The organism is Nonomuraea sp. NPDC050790 (genome assembly GCF_044456745.1).
Lineage (GTDB): Bacteria > Actinomycetota > Actinomycetes > Streptosporangiales > Streptosporangiaceae > Nonomuraea.
On sequence record NZ_JBITGF010000007.1, the window covers coordinates 265,826 to 281,952 of the forward strand.

Consider the following 16,127-nt stretch of genomic DNA (forward strand, 5'->3'; position numbering starts at 1 on the left):
CGTCGCGCAGGATCGGGGCCGGTTGGATGAGGCCGACGACTGGTACCGCAAAGCCCTGACCATTCGCGAGGAGCTCGGCAACCGGCCCGGCATGGCCGTTAGCTACCACCAGCTCGGTATGGTCGCGCAGGATCGGGGCCTGTTGGATGAGGCCGATGCCTGGTACCGCAAAGCCCTGACCCTCAAAGAGGGGCTCGGCAACCGGCCCGGCATGGCCGTTAGCTACCACCAGCTCGGTATGGTCGCGCAGGATCGGGGCCGGTTGGATGAGGCCGACGACTGGTACCGCAAAGCCCTGACCATTCGCGAGGAGCTCGGCAACCGGCCCGGCATGGCCGGCAGCTACCACCAGCTCGGCATGGTCGCGCAGTTGCGGGGCCGGTTGGATGAGGCCGACGCCTGGTACCACAAAGCCCTGACCATCAAAGAGGAGCTCGGCAACCGGCCCCACACGGCGAGCAGCTACGGTCAACTCGGCCTGCTCGCCGAAGCCCGCAGCCAGCACGGTCAGGCGTTGGAGTGGACCATCCGCTGTGTGGCGCTGTTCGAGGAATTCCCCCATCCCTCGACCGGCCCGGGACCCCATCACCTCAAGCGCCTGACCACGGAACTCGGTCTGCCCGCCCTCGAAGCCGGCTGGAAGAAGATCACCGGCCGGCCGCTTCCCACCGCCATCCGGGACTACGTCCTCCACCCCGGCACATAACCGAACCCAGGAGCCAACCGTGACCGACCCCGCCGCCGAAGGCGCGCGAGCCGCCGCCCACCGCCTCGCCGCGCAGCACGGCCCCGCCCTGACCACCGACGTCGAAGCCGCTCTCCACGCCCGCGACACCAACCGCCGACCCGACCAGTACCTTGATCCCATCTCCCTCGGTTCACTCATCGTCAGCGTGGCCACACTCGCCTGGACCGTCTACACCGACTTGAAAAAGAAGACCGACACCCCATCCGCGGACGTCATCACCCGGACCGTCCGCACCGAGCTGCGCCGAACCCGCACGGTAAGCATTAGAGACGATCAGGTTATCGCCATCACCGTCCAGGAAACCCTCACCCTTCTCAACGCTCAGCCTGAAACCCCACATCCCCCGCAGTAGGCCAGCCGCTCTCCTGGCTGTGCCTCCCCACCGAGGACAGCTCAGGACCCGGCGCGCAGATCCCGCAAGCGCCGCGGAATCGCCTTCCCCTCCATGAGCGTTCTCAGAAATCCTGTCACGGCGCGACCTCCCGCTCCAAGAGAACCCTTTACCGGATGCTGTACGAGACCGCCGCCCGCGCCGCCGAGATCCTTCCCCCGCCGAATTTCAGGCGCATGACACTAGCCCGTTGATGTGTCCCGTGCGCTGGGGTTAGCCATCGGTAGTCGCCGGCAAATGGGAGCGCTGGATCGGTGGTTGTCGTGGTGGGTTACAGCATGGCGATCACGTCTTGGAAGGCTTGTATGGCGGGGGTGTTGCCGTCGTGGGCGCGGATGATGGTTTCGAGGTGGCGGGCGCGTTGTCGGAGGATGGTGGTGCGGTATTCCGGCGGTAGTTGCTGGGTGGTGTGGGCGGCTAGTCGTGCTGCTTCTGTGGTGTTTCCGGTGGAGGCGCGGCAGTATGCGCGGTCGAATTGGATGAGGGTGCGGTCGAGTTGTTCGTTGGGGGCGTAGAGCTCGAGGGCTTGGGTGAGGTAGGTCTCGGCTTCGCTGTACAGGCCGAGTTCGGCTAGGGCTTCTCCTAGGTGGAAGAGCATTTGGCGGCGGGTGTAGCCGAAGACGGGGTCGTTTTGTTCGCTGGTGTTGGTTTCGGGAAAGACTTGTTCGCCGCGGGCCAGTGCTCGCTGGGCGGCATCGGCGGCGTCTGTGCGGCCGAGTTGGGCGAGCCGGGCTAGTGCGCGGGCTTCGGTGACGGGTGCCATGGCTCTGGCGGCGCAGGGTTGGTTGTCTGCGAGGTCGGTGGCTTGTCGGGCCAGGAGCAGACCTTCCATCGGGTCGCTGTAGTAGTGCGCCACGAGGGCTCGCCGGACGGTGACCCAGGCGCGAAGGCCGGATTCACCGGTGTCGTCAGCGGCGGTTTGGGCCGTGTGGAAGAACTCCCCTGCCTGTTGATGGTGTCCGAGGTTGATCAGGAGCATGCCGATCAGGCCGGCGAGTTTGGCGGCGATGCGGCGTAGGCGTCGTTGGAGTTCGATGGGCTGGACGTGGCCGCAGTGGTGCTGGATTTCTGCGAAGTCGGTGAGTACTGCCAGCAGGAGGTGCCGGGGGGCGGCGGTCATGTACTGGCTGGCGTGGTGGAGGGTACGTTGCTCCCAGGCACTGACCGTGGTCGCGGTGACGGTGGCCTGGGCGAGGGTGCTGTCCATGCGCTGGCCGATGGTGCGCAGGGTGGGGAGCAGGATGTCGTCGTCGCTGTCGAACGGGCCGCCGTCGGGGGAGCCGGCCAAGCGCGGAATCTCTTGCTCGGCTTCGGTGGTGGCCATGATGCGGAGAAGCCCCGCTGTTGGGTCGGTGTGGGTGTGGATGTGGTTCAGGAGTTCCGTATCGGCGGCCTGGAGGGTGGCATCCAGGGCGGCGTCTGCGGGGAGGGCGGAGGGCGCGTTGGTGTCGTTGTTCACGAGTTCGGCCTCCTCGGCGGGGCGGTGATGCCGAGCCTCACGGCCAGTTGCTTGCGGGCTCTTTTGCGCGCATCGCGTACCTTTTGCTCGATGATCCCTAGATGGAGTGCGATTTCGCTGCTGGTGTAGCCGTCCATATGCAAGGCCATGACGGTCTGGGCTTCGTCATCAAGCTCGCGTAGTCCTGCCAGGACGTCCAGGGTGCGCGCCGTGAGGTTGTCGTGGCCGTCGGCTGCGGGCCGGGGCTGGGGTATTTCAGCCATGGGGAGTGGCGGCTGCTGCTTTGCGGTGGTGGGGCGTCGGTAGTGGTTGCGTGCGACGATCCTGATCCACACCGGGAAGTCGTGAATCGTCTCCCCGTGCTGGGGTTGGCGCCCGACGCGCCGCCATGCGGCCAGGAAGGCCTCTTGGGCTGCGTCCTCTGCTTCGTGCAGGCTCGCTCCCAGGCGCATCATGAATCGCACCACCCGGTGGTACTCGTGGTCGTAGAGTTCCAAGAAGTCGGCGCGCATTGCGGCCATCTTGCTGGCATCAACGACCGCTTGGCTACTGGCCGCGGTGGTGCGGGGTTGGTGGGGTAGTGGCGGTTCGTCATCGCTCGTCATTGAGGGGCGCCTCTCGACCCGCCGTGGTGCCGACCTCGATCACGATGCCACGCTTTCCCAGGTCGATGACCCGGCTTCCTTGCGGAAGCCGACGCAGATGATCTCGTCTCGACTTCTCACGGGCTCCCGTACGCCTGGCGTCGTTCTGGAGCCACACCGTGACGATCCCGGACAGGGCTCCGAGCAATGCCACGATCGTGGTTGCTACAGCGGGATCCATGATGACGGTTCCTCCTAACCCTCGGCGTATGCGGCAATTTGCCGCGTTTGTCTGTAGGAGGTGTCCGAGAAGGGTCATGATCGGGAAGGAGGCCACAGCAATCTTGCTCGCGCGCTAGTGAGAACCACAGGACCCGCGGCGGCTGCGGGCCCCAATAGCGCGGACGTCCACACGGTGCCCAGCCGTGCGGTCACCATCACGTCGCGATCCAGAGCTCCGTGAGATCCACATGGGTCTGCCCCTCACTCCCCACAAGCCCCTGCACCAAGACTCCCGTCCGGCGCTGACCGTCAGCGCCTTACGTGTCTGCTCGGTTATGGCGTGGTGTCGCGCCGTGCATGCTTGACCAGCGTTGGGACGGGTGTGGGCCGTGGTGAACCGCTAGTGTGGACCTCACCGCTGCACGAAGATTCGGAGTCTCCTTATGGCTAAGCAGATTGTTGAGACGATTACTGACGACATCAATGGTGTCGATGGCGCGCAGACCTACCGGTTCGGGTGGGGGAACGATACGTTTGAGATCGATCTCGCGGAGGCGAATTACGCCAAGTTGGAAAAGGCGTTGGCGCCGTTTATCAACGCGGCCCGGCTTGTAAAGGAGCCCGCTGCAGGGCGTGGTCGTGGGGGTCGGCGCGTGGTGCTTGGCGATAGTCGCAAGCTGACCCGCGAGCAGTCCGCGGAGATCCGCCAGTGGGCGAAGGAACAGGGTCTTGCTGTCAGCGAGCGCGGCCGTATCGCTTCCACGGTCATCGAGAAGTACGAGGCAGCACGCTAACGGGGCATCATCGCTCCGCTGGAGGCTAGCTGTACTTGGCCATGATCTTGATGACACGTGGCCATGATTGAGCCCTTTTCAACCTGAGTAGCGGCCCTCTTCCAGCAGGTGCAGCACGAGGATCGCCTGCACGAGTGCAGTCGCGCGATGCGGGCAACAGCGCAGCCTGGTCAGTACCTTCCAGGACTTCAAGGTCACGACGGCGCGCTCGCCGATGGCTCGGATACGGGCGTGGGCGCGGTTGACGTCCCGCTGTCCGCGCGACAACCAAGGTCGATGGCGATGCCGCTTGAACGGCGTGTGGATCGTGCCGCCCGCGCTTTGATAGCCCTTGTCCCCGAAGGTCTTCACGCCAGCGCTGGTCAAGGCGTCGATCAGGCCCACCGTCCGGGCCGCTGTCACGTCGTGGGTGGCACCCGGCAGCGCGGGCGAGGCCCACACCAGCCGCCCCATGGGGTCGGCCAGCAGTTGCACGTTCATCCCATGCTGCTTGTGTTTGCCGCTGTAGTACGGGCGCTCGTCGGCGAGGCGGTCGATCGGGATGAGAGTGCCATCGAGAATGGTGTAGGCCAGCCGAGATGCGCGCTCGACAGCGGCGTGCACGTCGTCGGCCAGGGCGGCCAGCAGGTCCACCGCTTCACGGATGTAGCGCCAGGCGGTGGTGGTGCCGATGGCGAAGCCGGCGGCCAGGCGGGTGTAGGTGTCGCCGTTGCGCAGGTGGGCCAGGACCAGCAGGGCTTGCCGGGCCGGGTTTAACTTCCGCCACCGAGAGCGGCGTTCCACCCGCCGGGTGCGGATGAGTTCGGCCAGGCGGATCAGGGTGTGGTTGGACAGCGGAATCGAGGCACGGTAAGACAGCAACGAGGCTCCCGGTTGGGGCATCGGATCTTGGTCGACTGCTGTCTTATCGGGAGCCTCCTCTCATTCGCCACCACTCTCCACGAACCCATCTTGACCAGGGCCGTCACGATGGAAAGAGCTCTGTGGACTGACGGATGGTAACTGGCGGTTTTGGCGCCGCCGAGTGCTCGAGACCGAGCTGCCTGACCAAAGCCAGAGATGCTAGAGGCGGAGGTCGATCTTTCGTCAATTCCTATCCGTCAGATTTCTTGGCGAGCAATACGTCGCCGAAACGCTGGAGCGCTGACAGGTTCGCCTTCCCGATGGTGCGGAGAGCGATCAGCCATGTCCCGGCGCCTGATTCTCTGCTATCCCAGTCGGACGTGCTGATCATTGCAGCGAGAAGTCGCTGGGCCGACATCACTTCGGGACGTTGAGCGCGTCGGAGCGATGCATGGACTTCTGGGCGTGCACTGATCTCCGCCAGCTTCAGCACAGAGGTAGCGTCCATGCCCAATTCGTGAGGTTTCGCTAAGGCCGCCTGGGCGGCGGCCATCGTGTGGGCTGCGCGGGAGGCGTCTCCTGCTGACACCCACGCCACGGCAGCCTGGCCTAGCGCCTGAGCTTGTGCACTCGTATCGGAGGACGCTGCGGTTGTCTCAGCGGTGATAGCCGCCCGTACGGCGCGATCGCGATCCGCAGCCAGTGACCATGCCCGGGCCATGATGCACGACCCTTGGATGAGGAAGAATTTGGCTGCTTCGGGGTCTGAATGGTTAGCCGTTGAAAGCTCCGTGAGGGCCGCCTCGATGGCTTGTGCTGACTGCAAAATAAGATCCTTGTTTCCTGCGGCTGCCCACGCTTCACAGGCGGCTCCGAGGACCTGAGCGCGCTGCAATGGATCGGCGACTGTTTCGGCAAGGTCGGACACCGATTGCGCAACATGCGCGGCCCGACGATAGTCTCTCGCAGCGGCGGAACTTTGGGCGACTAGAACGGATGCAACAGCAGAGACTGGAACATCAGCAATGGAACAGGCGATCTGTTCGGCCGTATGGTAGTTGCCCTCAGCGGCAAATTTCTGCACTCTTGCCAACTCGACGATGGCTTTGGGCCGAATACTGCTGTCATCGGCGATGGGCCCGGCCCGGCCACTCTCCCCGATAGAAGCCCACGCCTCAGCCACAGCTGGCAACAGTGGGCGGCTATCGGTCCAGCCCGGATACGATGATTCATCGGCTGCAGAGGATTCACAGGCCGGATCAAAAAATGATTGGGCGATGGCCTCCGCAGCGGTGAGCAGCCGGACCGCCCGTTCCTGCACGCCTGTGACAGCTGAGGCTTGAGCTGCCAAGACCAGCGCATCGAACCGACACCGTGGGTCAGTGATGGCTTGAGCTAGCTTCTCGGCGCGTTCTGGATCGCCGGCAGAGGCCAGCGCTTTGGCGGTCTCGATTATCACCTCCTGCTCATTGTCTGGTGCCCTCGTAGACCAATCCCCGGCCTGGGCGGCCATTACGGCTCGCATTGCTCGTGGGTGATTCCCGGCTGCCGCCCATGCGACGGCTACGGCGCAGCGCGCCTCAGTGAGCTGCTTTGCATCGGTGATGGTTTCGGCTGCCGCTTCTGATGCAGTTGCGGCCACAGCGGCGCTTTCGGGTTGACCGGCCGCTGCCCGTGCCTCCGCGATCACGCTCAGCGCTGCAACGCGACTTGCGGGGGCATCGATGCGGTGAGCCAGTTGCTCGGCTCTGTCGCGCTCACCAGAGGCGCTCAATGCGCGGACCAGGTCGCTGAATACTGCGTCCCGGGCAGGAGCATAGGTGAGACTTCGCGCAAACTGTTCCGCCAGGTCGTAGTCTCTAGCCGCTGTCCATGCTGTTGCTGCCCATGAAGGCTCCCGCGTACTCGTGATGGCCTCGACCGTCGAGGCGGCAACGGCCGCCCGGACAGGTTCGCCCGCCGCAGCCCACGCAGCTGCGACTTCTACGAGCGCTGAGGGGTGAGCTAGTGAAGCTGCTCTATCGCGCGTGGAATCGGCCGCCTCTACAGCGCGCTCACAGTCGCCCAAGGTAGCCCATGCCCGGGTGATCAGGCATGACACCAGGATGGGAATGAGTGGTGCGACTTCGAGCGTCGTCACGCCGTTCTGAACCTCCGATACTGCGGCTGCTACCCGTTCACGGTTTCCGAGCACGGCCCATAGCTCTGCCACCGTTGCTAGTGCCCGGAGGCGGAAAGAGTGGTCACTGATGGTGCGGGCTGTAGCCTCGGCATCCGTTGCTGCCTGAGTAGCTTGATGGGGATGGCCAGCGGTGGCCTGCGCCCGGGCGATAGCGCCCAGAGCATGAGCACGGTCGAAAAGATCAGGGAGGCAGTGAGCCAGCGCGATGCCCCGGCCAGGCTCGCCGACAGCTGCCCAAGCAATCGGAAGTGCTGTAGGAAGCCGCCGATAACGGTGAACGAACTGGTCACGTATCATCGCCAGTTGCATAAGAGCGGCCAGGTCAGGCTCATAGTGCCGGCTGAGAAGTCGGGCCGTGCTAGCAATCTCGGCGAGTGCTAACGCATCACCGCCAGTTGCCTGAAACATTCGCTGGTGACGGACGCTATCGGTAACCAGCGAAAGCAGGCCTGGAATATTCCCTCTTAGGGCGAGCATCCGACGGTAATCACGGATCAGATACATTGGTGTCTCGGCGGGCCAGCCCCGTACCCGATAGCAGTCAGCCCAGTGTCGAAGCCGATCATCATACTCGATCCTGCTGGTTCCGAACTTGTGCTCAGCTTCTTCGCGCAATGTCTTGTGCGCGAATACATACACTCGCTCGGAAGACGAAGCAGGCTCAGCATGTTTGGTCATGCTTGCCACTGTGCGGCCGAGCAGCCCATCAAGCTGCGCGGCCAGCTCATGCGGTGGCTTCTTCGTGAGTTCTTCCAGGTCATGCACGGTCAGACTGCCGCCGGAGGCGGTGATCAGACCCAAGATCTCGCGCCGAATGCCTGGTCGGCGCAGCGCCCTGTGGAGCTCGTTTCTGGCTGCCTGCTGTAAGCCAACGGCGTGCGGCGATGCAGTCAGCTGCCGAGGTGTGATCAGCCGCAGCGGATGGTCGCCTGGGACATCATCAGGCAGGCCCGGGGAATGGCGGCTCGCAACCAGTACTTGCACCCCTGGCAGAGATCGACGCGGCAGCAGCGAAGCGATACTACGCTGTTCAATACCGGTTGATGAGCTCGTATCTTCATCCAGCCCATCGACGACTATTAGCAGGCGTCTTCCTGCCCTGCTAAGCCGCTGACCGGCATCGCGCAAAAGCCGTAAAAGATTTTTGTGTGGCGTCGTAGTTATAGTCATCCCGGAGGGTTCGCCAGCAAGAGGAGCAAGCTGCTCGGTCATTGTATTGACGAATGCGTTGCTATCAGATTGGCCGGCGATGTTGCTAATAGCGAAGAACGACACGACGTCCACCCCTTCTGGAGGATGGAGTGTGAACCATGACAACAGCGCAGTCTTACCAGCCCAGGGCTGTCCCTGCCACCAGGCGTACGCGTGCTCCTCTGTGCAAAATTGCGCCAAGGCCGCTAGCTCATGGTCACGTTCCAGCAGCCGAGCAGGCGCAATGTCGGCCACCTGTGATTGATGCGCTTTAACGTTCACATCTGCACCGTGACCGGTATGGCGCTGCCGGAGCCCCGCAGATGCGTACTGCCGCTGCTTCTGTCTACCTAGCTCTCTTGCTGAGGAATGAATTGCAGGCCCGGCTTTGGCAATATTATCCAGCGCTTGTTCAAGGGCGGCATGATCGGCGCGCCAACGCTCCAGGTCAAACCTCAGGCTGTCGACGATACCTTTGGATTTCTTGAGTGCCGAGCGACAAGCATTGACATATTCCTGGACGAAGGTCCACTCAGGTGCTCGGACGCCAGTGCCTCTCTCTCTATTGGAAAGGGTCGAAGTGGAGATTTCTAACTCTTTGGCAAGAGCCCTCTGCTTGATCTTGCAGTCCTCTCGCAGGGCGCGTAGGCGAGCGCCGAAAGCGCTGAGGTGAACGGTTCTTTGGGAATTTGCGCTGGCACTCACGACACGTTCCGCCCGTGCTTGAGCGACAACGTGGTGCTAGTAGCGGCTGCAAGCCACGGACTGGCGGACTGTAGGCAGGAGCTAGCCGAAGTCGTCCACCGGTCCAGAGTCGTCCACCGGTCCAGAGTCGTCCACCGGTCCAGAGTCGTCCACCGGTCCAGAGTCGTCCACCGGTCCAGAGTCGGATGATGCGTCTGACCAGGCATTATCTTCCACCTATCCAACACTCAAGTAAATTTGCGCGATCGAGCTCCTCCTGATGGTGCACTGGGCACGCGAGTCACTATCCCCCAAATAGGGAAGGGCTGGAGGAGGATCCGTGGAAATTTCGGTTCCACGCCTAGTTGTTGCAGTTGCTGCCATCATCCTGATGATCCTTTGGGCAAGCATCGTGGGGCTTGCGGCTGGAATACTTGCCAAGTTGGATGAATGCTCCTGGTCATCGGCCATTGCGCGGGGGGCGGTTGCATTCGGAGGTGCTCTCACTCTTGGGCTAGCCGTCCTCATCTTTGCAGGGACCTGGCTTCAGTAGCCGGGCTCCTGAGGAGGCGCTTTCAAGTTCGTCAAATGCTCAACCATGTGGCCTCTCGTAAGGCCCGCTTCCGGAATCCCTGGTAGCGGGCCTTTGTGGTGTCTGAACCGCCCCGGCCTTGATGGAGACCTTAGTGGTTGATTGCTAGGGCGCCTATTCGCAGCGGCCTGGGCATCCAGGAACGACTCCAGAGTTTGGAGCTGATTATCTGCCTGGCGTGGGAGAACCCGGCGTGGGACCATCGACGGGTACACGCCGAGGTGGTGCGGCTGGGCCTCCAGGTCAGCGCGGCGACCGTGCGGCGGGTTATGCGCTCCTGCCGTTTCCGACCGGCGCCCCGAGACCTCAACACCTCCTGGCGAGTCTTCTTACGGTCACAGGCCAAAGGGCTCCTAGCCTGCGACTTCTTCCATATCGACACGATCTTTCTCAAGCGCTTGTACGTGTTGTTCGTGATGGAGGTCCGCACGCGACACGTGCACGTCCTTGGCGTGACCAGCCATCCGACCGGCGCATGGACTATTCAGCAGGCTCGCAATCTCCTGATCGACCTCGGCGGACGGACAGGGTCGTTTCGCTTCCTCATCCGCGATCGGGACGCCAAGTTCACCGCCTTCTTCGATGAGGTGTTCGCCGCCGTGGGCATCACGGTGCTGAAGACTCCGCCGCGGACCCCAAGGGCGAACTGCTATGCCGAGCGCTGGATCCGTACGGTGCGCGCCGAGTGCACCGATCGCATGCTGATCTACGGCGAGCGTCACCTTCGCTCGGCCTTGAACGAGTATCTCGATCACGACAACGCGCATCGGGCCACATCAGGCTCGTGGGCAGCGCCCACCTGATCATGATGAGCATGTGGTAGTGCCGCTGGAAGGTCGGATTGAGCGCCACGAGATACTGGGAGGGGCGATCAACGAGTACCGCCGAGCCGCTTAGCTCGGTTGGAGAAACCCCAGCTCAAACCACGCGCGCAGGTTTGACGCCCTACAGGTCCCGGAAGAGACAAACGGCGGACCTGATACGAGCGCTCGACCAACCGGCCTACGACCTGCTCGTCGCCAAGTATGGCATCAGCACCAGCTCACTACGGGCAGTGCGGGCAGTGCGGCCGAGCCATCCCGTGCCAGGGGGAGCGCGCACTGTTACTCTATTCTGTTTATCGCGGCGGTGTTGGAGACCACCAAGGCGCCTGAGGGCAGTTTCGTCCTCCGGCTTTCGTAGGTACGGTCACAGGCCTTGTCCGAATTATGATTCTTCTGCAGTTCGCGCGAAGCTGATACATCAGCGCTCACTACCATCAAAGTCCGAGGGCGAGGGCCTTTCACGGGAACTGAACAGAATGCCTTCACGTAGATGGCATAGATGCCCGGAGTTTCGGAGAGTCTATATTTGGCGAAATGAACCGGGAGTGCTATGTCCTTCCGTGGGTCCAGCCGAAGAAGCAGCCATAGCTGCCGACCGGGCGGCGGAGCCTTTTTGACCGTTGCGCAGACCCACATGTTGAAGCCCACGCCGGGCTTGCCGTCGTCTGCCGCGACACCGTCCAAACTGGCCAGGCCAAGGTGTTGGTTGCGCTTCGCATTACCCCAGCTGGCATCGATGATCCTATTGTCCTCGGTGGGCAGCGGGCATCCGGGGAAGCTGGGTGACGGAGAGAGAGCGGTCGGTGCGGATGTCTGAGGGCTGGTTGCGGCCGACGGGGGAATAGGCTGCTGCGGCCCCAGCGGCGGTTTGTCGGGAGCCGATAGCTGTGCTGCGGTCAAAGAGATCGCGGCGGCGGTGCCGAGATATACGAAGGTGCGCGGCACGGTGATCTGGAGGCCGGCCCGGTTGGGCAGGTTGACCCCTGCGAGATAGAGGGCGCTGAGTGCGGCCATGCACGCGAGGAAACCGAACAGGCTGGGCAACCTCACGACGTATACAACCAGGTAGCCGGCAAGGCCGGCCACGAAGACGAGGAGGCTGATAACGACGGTCAGAGCCTTCGTGCGCGTGTACGGGGCTCGTTCGGTTTCGCCGATCACGTGAACGCTCGGTTGAGGGGCGGCGCGGGCTCGATGAAGGGGTGTTCTGTTGTCGATACCCCCGGCAGGCTGTAGACCTTGACCCAGTCGACGTGCATGACCACGCGTTCCGGGGTGGCTGAGTTGCGGCAGGGGATCCAGCCGCAGCCGACGTCGTTCTGCAAGGCCAAATGCATAGGAGCGATGCGGGGGATGAGTTTGGGGTCCGTCACCCGCCATGTCTGTTTTCCGTCGACATAGAAGGTGATGGATTTCGGTAGCCAGTCCACCGCCACCACGTGCCATTTGGTGAAGTCGCGGCTAACGCCCATGCCCTTCTTGGTGTTCTCTGGGCCGTTGTGAAGGAAGTGCACGCCTCTGGTTCGCTTGGGGTTCGGTACCTCCATGATGTCGATCTCGCCATGGTCGGGCCACTTTTCCGTTTGAGGCCACAGGAGGACGGCTGGGCCGTATCCGGCTCCTCTGTCCATCCGGAAGCGAACTTCCCATCGACCGTACTTCTGGTGGAACCGCTGGGAGATGCCGCCGGCGATGTCCTTGCCCTCGGCGTTGAAGCCGCCCACGATGCGCAGGGCGCCAGAGCGGACGCTTACTGTGTCGGCTGCCCGGGGTGGGGTCTTGGTCGGGGAGTGGTACACGGACCAGAGATCGGTGTTGAGGACGTGGCCGCCGAAATGCTCAAGTATGACTGGCTTGCCCCATTTTGTGGGCTTCGTGATTGATAGATCGGTGGACGCGTGAGCTGGGGTGGTGCCGCCCAGGCTGAGGATCAGGACTAGTGAGGCGGTACCTAGTGCGATTACTTGACGAGTCACTGCCTACCCCTGTCGGTGAGACTGTATAACTACTCTTTGGGTCACCATTGCTCGGCCATTCATGCCCAGCCGGCATAGCCTCTATAGAGATCTTGTTTTCGCCTGACGTTGCTCCCTCACTCATCGCTGATGTCTATTGCAAGTCGCTTGTTGTCCGCTTGCAGCAATCCTTTATGACGCAGCCTTGTTGGGCAGAATTGGGCCGCACGGAATTGGAGCTGAGGCTTGTCGAAAGGTTGTGAGGCTGGAGCGAAGGGCATTTGCCTGATGAGATGAACGCGCGGTACCCGGTTGGGAAGGGCCGTGTCCACTGAGGCTTTTCCAACCTGATGGCGCAGGCCAGAGAGGGTGCGCGAGGGTGGGTTGAGAGAAGAGAAGGCTCCCGGTAAGACAGCAGTCGACCAAGATCTGATGCCTTAACCAGGAGCCCTGGGTGCTGTCTTACCCTGCCGCGATCCCGCTGTCCACTCGCACGCTGTCCCGCCTGGCAGGCCTCCTGCGAGCTCGTCGCACCGAACAACGCTCCCGATGGCGACGCCTGCACCCCGCCCGACAGGCGTTACTCGCCTTGGCCCACCTACGTAACGGCGACACCTACGCCCGCCTGGCCAGCGGCTTCGGCATCGGGATTACCACCACCTGGCGCTACGTCCGCGAGGCCGTCGACCTGCTCGCCACCCTCGCCGACGACCTGACCGCCGCCATCACCCGAGCCGCCCGACCGGCCTACATCATCTTGGACGGCACCCTCATCCCCATCGACCGGCTCGCCGACGAGCGGCCGTACTACTCCGGCAAGCACCGCCGCCACGGCGTCAACATCCAGGCCCTGGCCGACCCGGCAGGCCGTCTGGTGTGGGCCTCACCCGCCCTGCCCGGCGCCACCCACGACCTGACCACCGCCCGCACCACCGGCCTGATCGACGCGCTCACCGCAGCCGGGATCAACACCTTCGCCGATAAGGGCTATCAGGGTGCCGGGGGTACGATCCACACTCCGTTCAAGCGGCATCGTCACCGGCCACGTCTGTCCCGCCACCACAAGTCGGTCAACCGCGCCCACGCCCGCATCCGCGCCATCGGCGAGCGCGCGGTAGCCACCCTCAAGACCTGGAAGATCCTGTCCCGACTGCGCTGTGTCCGCATCGTGCTACCGCGATCGCGCAGGCCATCCTCGTACTTCAGACTGCTGAAGATGGCCGCTGATCAAGATGGAAAAGGCTCACTAGACGCAGAGTCCGGTAGACCCGCTCCTGGTCACGCTCGCCAGATCGCCCGTGCTACGCGCAGGTCGTCGCCGACGGCCCGCGGCAGAACTGGAACTCACGCCCGCTCAGTCGCAGCACAAGCATCGCGGTGAAGGCAGAAAGACGTAAGCGGCGGAGTGTGACGCTCCGCCGCTTCACCCCAATCCGACTCAACTGCCATGGGAACCGCACACCGTGGTCACTGCCACTCTCGAAACCATGTTTGACTCTGCCCACTTGCTGCCCCAGCTCGACGGCAAGTGCGCCAACCTCCACGGCCACACCTGGCATGTCCGCGTCTCGGCGCTACGTCTTCTCACGCGACGATCAGTAGCAGAGTGTAACGATCATGGATATGAAGATCGACAACCGAACTACGACTCGGCAAGCCTCCGCTACCGGCCGCCATCCATCGGCCAACGTTCGTCTCCGCTGTCGCCGCGGGAATCGCTGTTCCATAGGGACATCTCGCTGAAGGAGACGCTGCACCTGCATACGAACCGGCCGCAGTCCACCGCCGTCCACGCAGGTCGAAGGCGAACGGTACCGCGAGCGCGAACTGCTCGCCCGCGAGGGCGAGATCATGATCAGGGAAGACGTGCCCGGGAAAGACAGTTCAGCCCATCATGAGCGAGCCTGGCCTGGTCGCCGACCCCGCCGAACCACACTCCTCAGCCAGGTCACTTCGGACAGCCGATCGGCGTCATCACCGACCCCGCTGACGGCCGCCCCGGCGATCTCCGGGCGCTCGCCTACCTCGGCCCACTGATCACCTGGCGGACCGCGCTCGGAACCGGGCTGCCCGCCATCAGCGCGGCCCTGACGACCTACTACCTGGCCCAGGTCATGCCCCTATGGATCTCCTTCCCGTGGCGGGGGAGGGCGAGCGGCCACACCATGTTGAGCGCTCTGGGGGCCGGGACGGCATGGCGATCTGTTCAGTTGTGCCCACGATGAGTCATCATCAATGAGTTGTCCGCATGGTGTGGTCAGTGGGTCACATGGTGAGGTCGAGAAAGTCTCTTATCACCGGGACTGAGCGGTACTGAGCAAGCTTGGTTCTCAGCTCGTCGAGGGTTGCAGTCGAGCGTGCTGAATCGACGCCGCCGAGGCAGCGGACGGCGTGCTCAGCAGCCGCGACTGCTTGGTCCATGTCGCGCAGGGCTAGGTGTGCATCAGCGGTCCGCGCCAGGTAGATGGCATGGGTGCGCGGGTATTGATCGTCTCCGGCGTAGTTGGCGGCGATGGCGGCGTCGAATCGAAGGATCGCTTGACGGGGGTCACCGAGTTGGAGCGCGGACGATCCGGCGATCATCTCTACTTCGCCGATGTCGACCCAGTAAAGGTAAGGGGGGTCGTCGTCGTGCGGTCCGGCAGCGAGCAGATCTCGGGCCTGGTCGAGGGCGCGGGCGCAGGCGCGCCGGTCTCCGGTCTTGGAGTGGGAGCGGGCAGCGCGGGCGGCGAGCATGGCTTGGAAGCGAGGGGTGGCCTTGTTCTTGGTCTGGATCTGGGCAGCCTCGATGAGGGCGACGGCGTCGCGAGGGTCTCCTGCTGTGTAGTGCTGGATCGCCCTGAACGATAAGGCGTAGGCTCCGGTCAGCGGATCACCAGCCGTGGCGGAGGCGCGCAGCGCCGCATCGAAGAATCGCTCCGCTTGGGCGTGGAATCCGTCGTCGAAGTGCACCCAGGCGCAACAGCGAGCGGCTTCCCCCGCGGAAGCGTAGAGGCGGCGGCCGGTTTCCTCGTCGAAGCGGGCCTCCTTGATCAAGCCGGTGATGAAGGCGAACTCGGCCATGCTCAATTCTCGGAGCTTGGCGCTGCCAAGGGTGTCATCGAGGTGGCGTAGCCGATCAAGCCGGACCTCCAAGTGGTCGACCATGGTTGCGGTGATCTGGCGGCGGCCGGTTGATGAGGGACTGGTGAACGAGGCGAGGGCTTCTTGCCATCCCGCGATGGAGGTGCCCAGGGCGGCCGACGACATGATCAGGAACTCGCGTCGGTCCACGGGGCCTCCCACGGCGAGATCGGTCAGCACCTCCACGGTAGCCGCCTGATCGCCATAGGTGTGAGCCCCCTTCGTCCGCCCGCATACGGGGACCAGCCAGTCCGGCCAGGGAAGGGTGTCCAGGTGGTGAGTCGGGATGCCGTGCAGCAGCGCCATGGCATGCTGCGCGGAAGCCTCTGGTACGGCCAGTCCGCGTTCCCATCGGTAGATCTTTTGCCGCTCGTGGGCCATGCCGCCGAAGCCGAGGCGCCGGTGCACGACGTCAAGTTCTCGGGCGTAGGCAGCCTGCGACAAGCCGAGTTCGCCGCGCAGGATGGCCAGCGGGTGGGGCTGCGGTGCGAGCGGTGCCGTCATGGGCTGCTCCTGGTGCGGGGGCCAGTGACTC

The 16,127-nt window shown here is 63.6% G+C and carries 13 protein-coding genes and 1 pseudogene; 6 read left to right on the forward strand and 8 right to left on the reverse strand.

What is annotated here, in order from left to right; genetic code table 11:
- Nucleotides 1-706: tetratricopeptide repeat protein (locus tag ACIBEJ_RS33910; protein WP_397186963.1), on the forward strand; the 706-nt coding region annotated here is incomplete at its 5' end.
- A gap of 19 nt (nt 707-725) precedes the next feature.
- Nucleotides 726-1,100, forward strand: a complete 375-nt coding sequence (locus ACIBEJ_RS33915; protein ID WP_397186964.1) for a hypothetical protein — start codon at nt 726-728, stop codon at nt 1,098-1,100.
- A gap of 310 nt (nt 1,101-1,410) precedes the next feature.
- On the opposite strand, the gene ACIBEJ_RS33920 is transcribed toward ACIBEJ_RS33915, so the two are convergent.
- The 3 genes from ACIBEJ_RS33920 to ACIBEJ_RS33930 form a co-directional block, all read right to left on the reverse strand.
- Nucleotides 1,411-2,598: a hypothetical protein gene (locus ACIBEJ_RS33920; protein ID WP_397186965.1), complete on the reverse strand. Its 1,188-nt coding sequence runs from the start codon at nt 2,596-2,598 to the stop codon at nt 1,411-1,413.
- A complete protein-coding gene (locus tag ACIBEJ_RS33925; RefSeq protein WP_397186966.1) occupies nt 2,595-3,110 on the reverse strand; it encodes an RNA polymerase sigma factor in 516 nt (171 codons plus the stop codon). The genes ACIBEJ_RS33920 and ACIBEJ_RS33925 overlap by 4 nt, the downstream gene beginning before the upstream one ends.
- Nucleotides 3,111-3,189: 79 nt before the next feature.
- Entirely contained in the window at nt 3,190-3,423 is a 234-nt protein-coding gene (locus ACIBEJ_RS33930) for a hypothetical protein (RefSeq protein ID WP_397186967.1), read from the reverse strand.
- A 424-nt stretch (nt 3,424-3,847) separates the two neighbouring features.
- Here ACIBEJ_RS33930 and ACIBEJ_RS33935 point away from each other — a divergent pair, with 424 nt between their 5' ends.
- Complete coding sequence (locus tag ACIBEJ_RS33935; protein WP_397186968.1) at nt 3,848-4,198, forward strand: Lsr2 family protein; 351 nt, start codon at nt 3,848-3,850, stop codon at nt 4,196-4,198.
- 78 nt (nt 4,199-4,276) lie between these two features.
- Here the strand turns inward: ACIBEJ_RS33935 and ACIBEJ_RS33940 are convergent, their stop codons facing one another.
- Both ACIBEJ_RS33940 and ACIBEJ_RS33945 read right to left on the reverse strand, forming a co-directional pair.
- A complete protein-coding gene (locus tag ACIBEJ_RS33940) occupies nt 4,277-5,059 on the reverse strand; it encodes a transposase family protein (protein ID WP_397186969.1) in 783 nt (260 codons plus the stop codon).
- Nucleotides 5,060-5,291: 232 nt separating this feature from the next.
- Complete coding sequence (locus ACIBEJ_RS33945) at nt 5,292-9,119, reverse strand: helix-turn-helix domain-containing protein (RefSeq protein ID WP_397186970.1); 3,828 nt, start codon at nt 9,117-9,119, stop codon at nt 5,292-5,294.
- Nucleotides 9,120-9,845: 726 nt separating this feature from the next.
- On the opposite strand from ACIBEJ_RS33945, the gene ACIBEJ_RS33950 reads away from it, so the two are divergent.
- Nucleotides 9,846-10,493 (forward strand): integrase core domain-containing protein, encoded by a 648-nt coding sequence (locus ACIBEJ_RS33950; RefSeq protein ID WP_397186971.1) that lies wholly within the window; start codon nt 9,846-9,848, stop codon nt 10,491-10,493.
- A 300-nt stretch (nt 10,494-10,793) separates the two neighbouring features.
- Here ACIBEJ_RS33950 and ACIBEJ_RS33955 read toward each other — a convergent pair whose 3' ends face one another.
- Complete coding sequence (locus ACIBEJ_RS33955; RefSeq protein ID WP_397186972.1) at nt 10,794-11,675, reverse strand: hypothetical protein; 882 nt, start codon at nt 11,673-11,675, stop codon at nt 10,794-10,796.
- Complete coding sequence (locus ACIBEJ_RS33960) at nt 11,672-12,238, reverse strand: glycoside hydrolase family 16 protein (RefSeq protein WP_397186973.1); 567 nt, start codon at nt 12,236-12,238, stop codon at nt 11,672-11,674. The genes ACIBEJ_RS33955 and ACIBEJ_RS33960 overlap by 4 nt, the downstream gene beginning before the upstream one ends.
- Nucleotides 12,239-12,923: 685 nt before the next feature.
- Between ACIBEJ_RS33960 and ACIBEJ_RS33965 the strand changes: the two are divergent.
- Together ACIBEJ_RS33965 and ACIBEJ_RS33970 are read left to right on the forward strand one after the other, a co-directional pair.
- Nucleotides 12,924-13,696 (forward strand): annotated as a pseudogene (locus ACIBEJ_RS33965) (transposase family protein).
- Between the two features lie 260 nt (nt 13,697-13,956).
- Nucleotides 13,957-14,367, forward strand: coding sequence for a 6-carboxytetrahydropterin synthase (locus ACIBEJ_RS33970; RefSeq protein WP_397186974.1), 411 nt, complete (start codon nt 13,957-13,959; stop codon nt 14,365-14,367).
- Between the two features lie 367 nt (nt 14,368-14,734).
- On the opposite strand, the gene ACIBEJ_RS33975 is transcribed toward ACIBEJ_RS33970, so the two are convergent.
- Nucleotides 14,735-16,096, reverse strand: coding sequence for a hypothetical protein (locus tag ACIBEJ_RS33975; protein ID WP_397186975.1), 1,362 nt, complete (start codon nt 16,094-16,096; stop codon nt 14,735-14,737).
- Between the last annotated feature and the right edge of the window lie 31 nt (nt 16,097-16,127).

Excerpts from the sequence above, each read along its gene's own strand:
- ACIBEJ_RS33925 (WP_397186966.1), bottom strand. The coding sequence starts at position 3,110 with ATGCGCGCCGACTTCTTGGAACTCTACGACCACGAGTACCACCGGGTG.
- ACIBEJ_RS33930 (WP_397186967.1), bottom strand. The coding sequence starts at position 3,423 with ATGGATCCCGCTGTAGCAACCACGATCGTGGCATTGCTCGGAGCCCTG.
- ACIBEJ_RS33935 (WP_397186968.1), top strand. The coding sequence starts at position 3,848 with ATGGCTAAGCAGATTGTTGAGACGATTACTGACGACATCAATGGTGTC.
- ACIBEJ_RS33970 (WP_397186974.1), top strand. The coding sequence starts at position 13,957 with ATGTTTGACTCTGCCCACTTGCTGCCCCAGCTCGACGGCAAGTGCGCC.
- ACIBEJ_RS33975 (WP_397186975.1), bottom strand. The coding sequence starts at position 16,096 with ATGACGGCACCGCTCGCACCGCAGCCCCACCCGCTGGCCATCCTGCGC.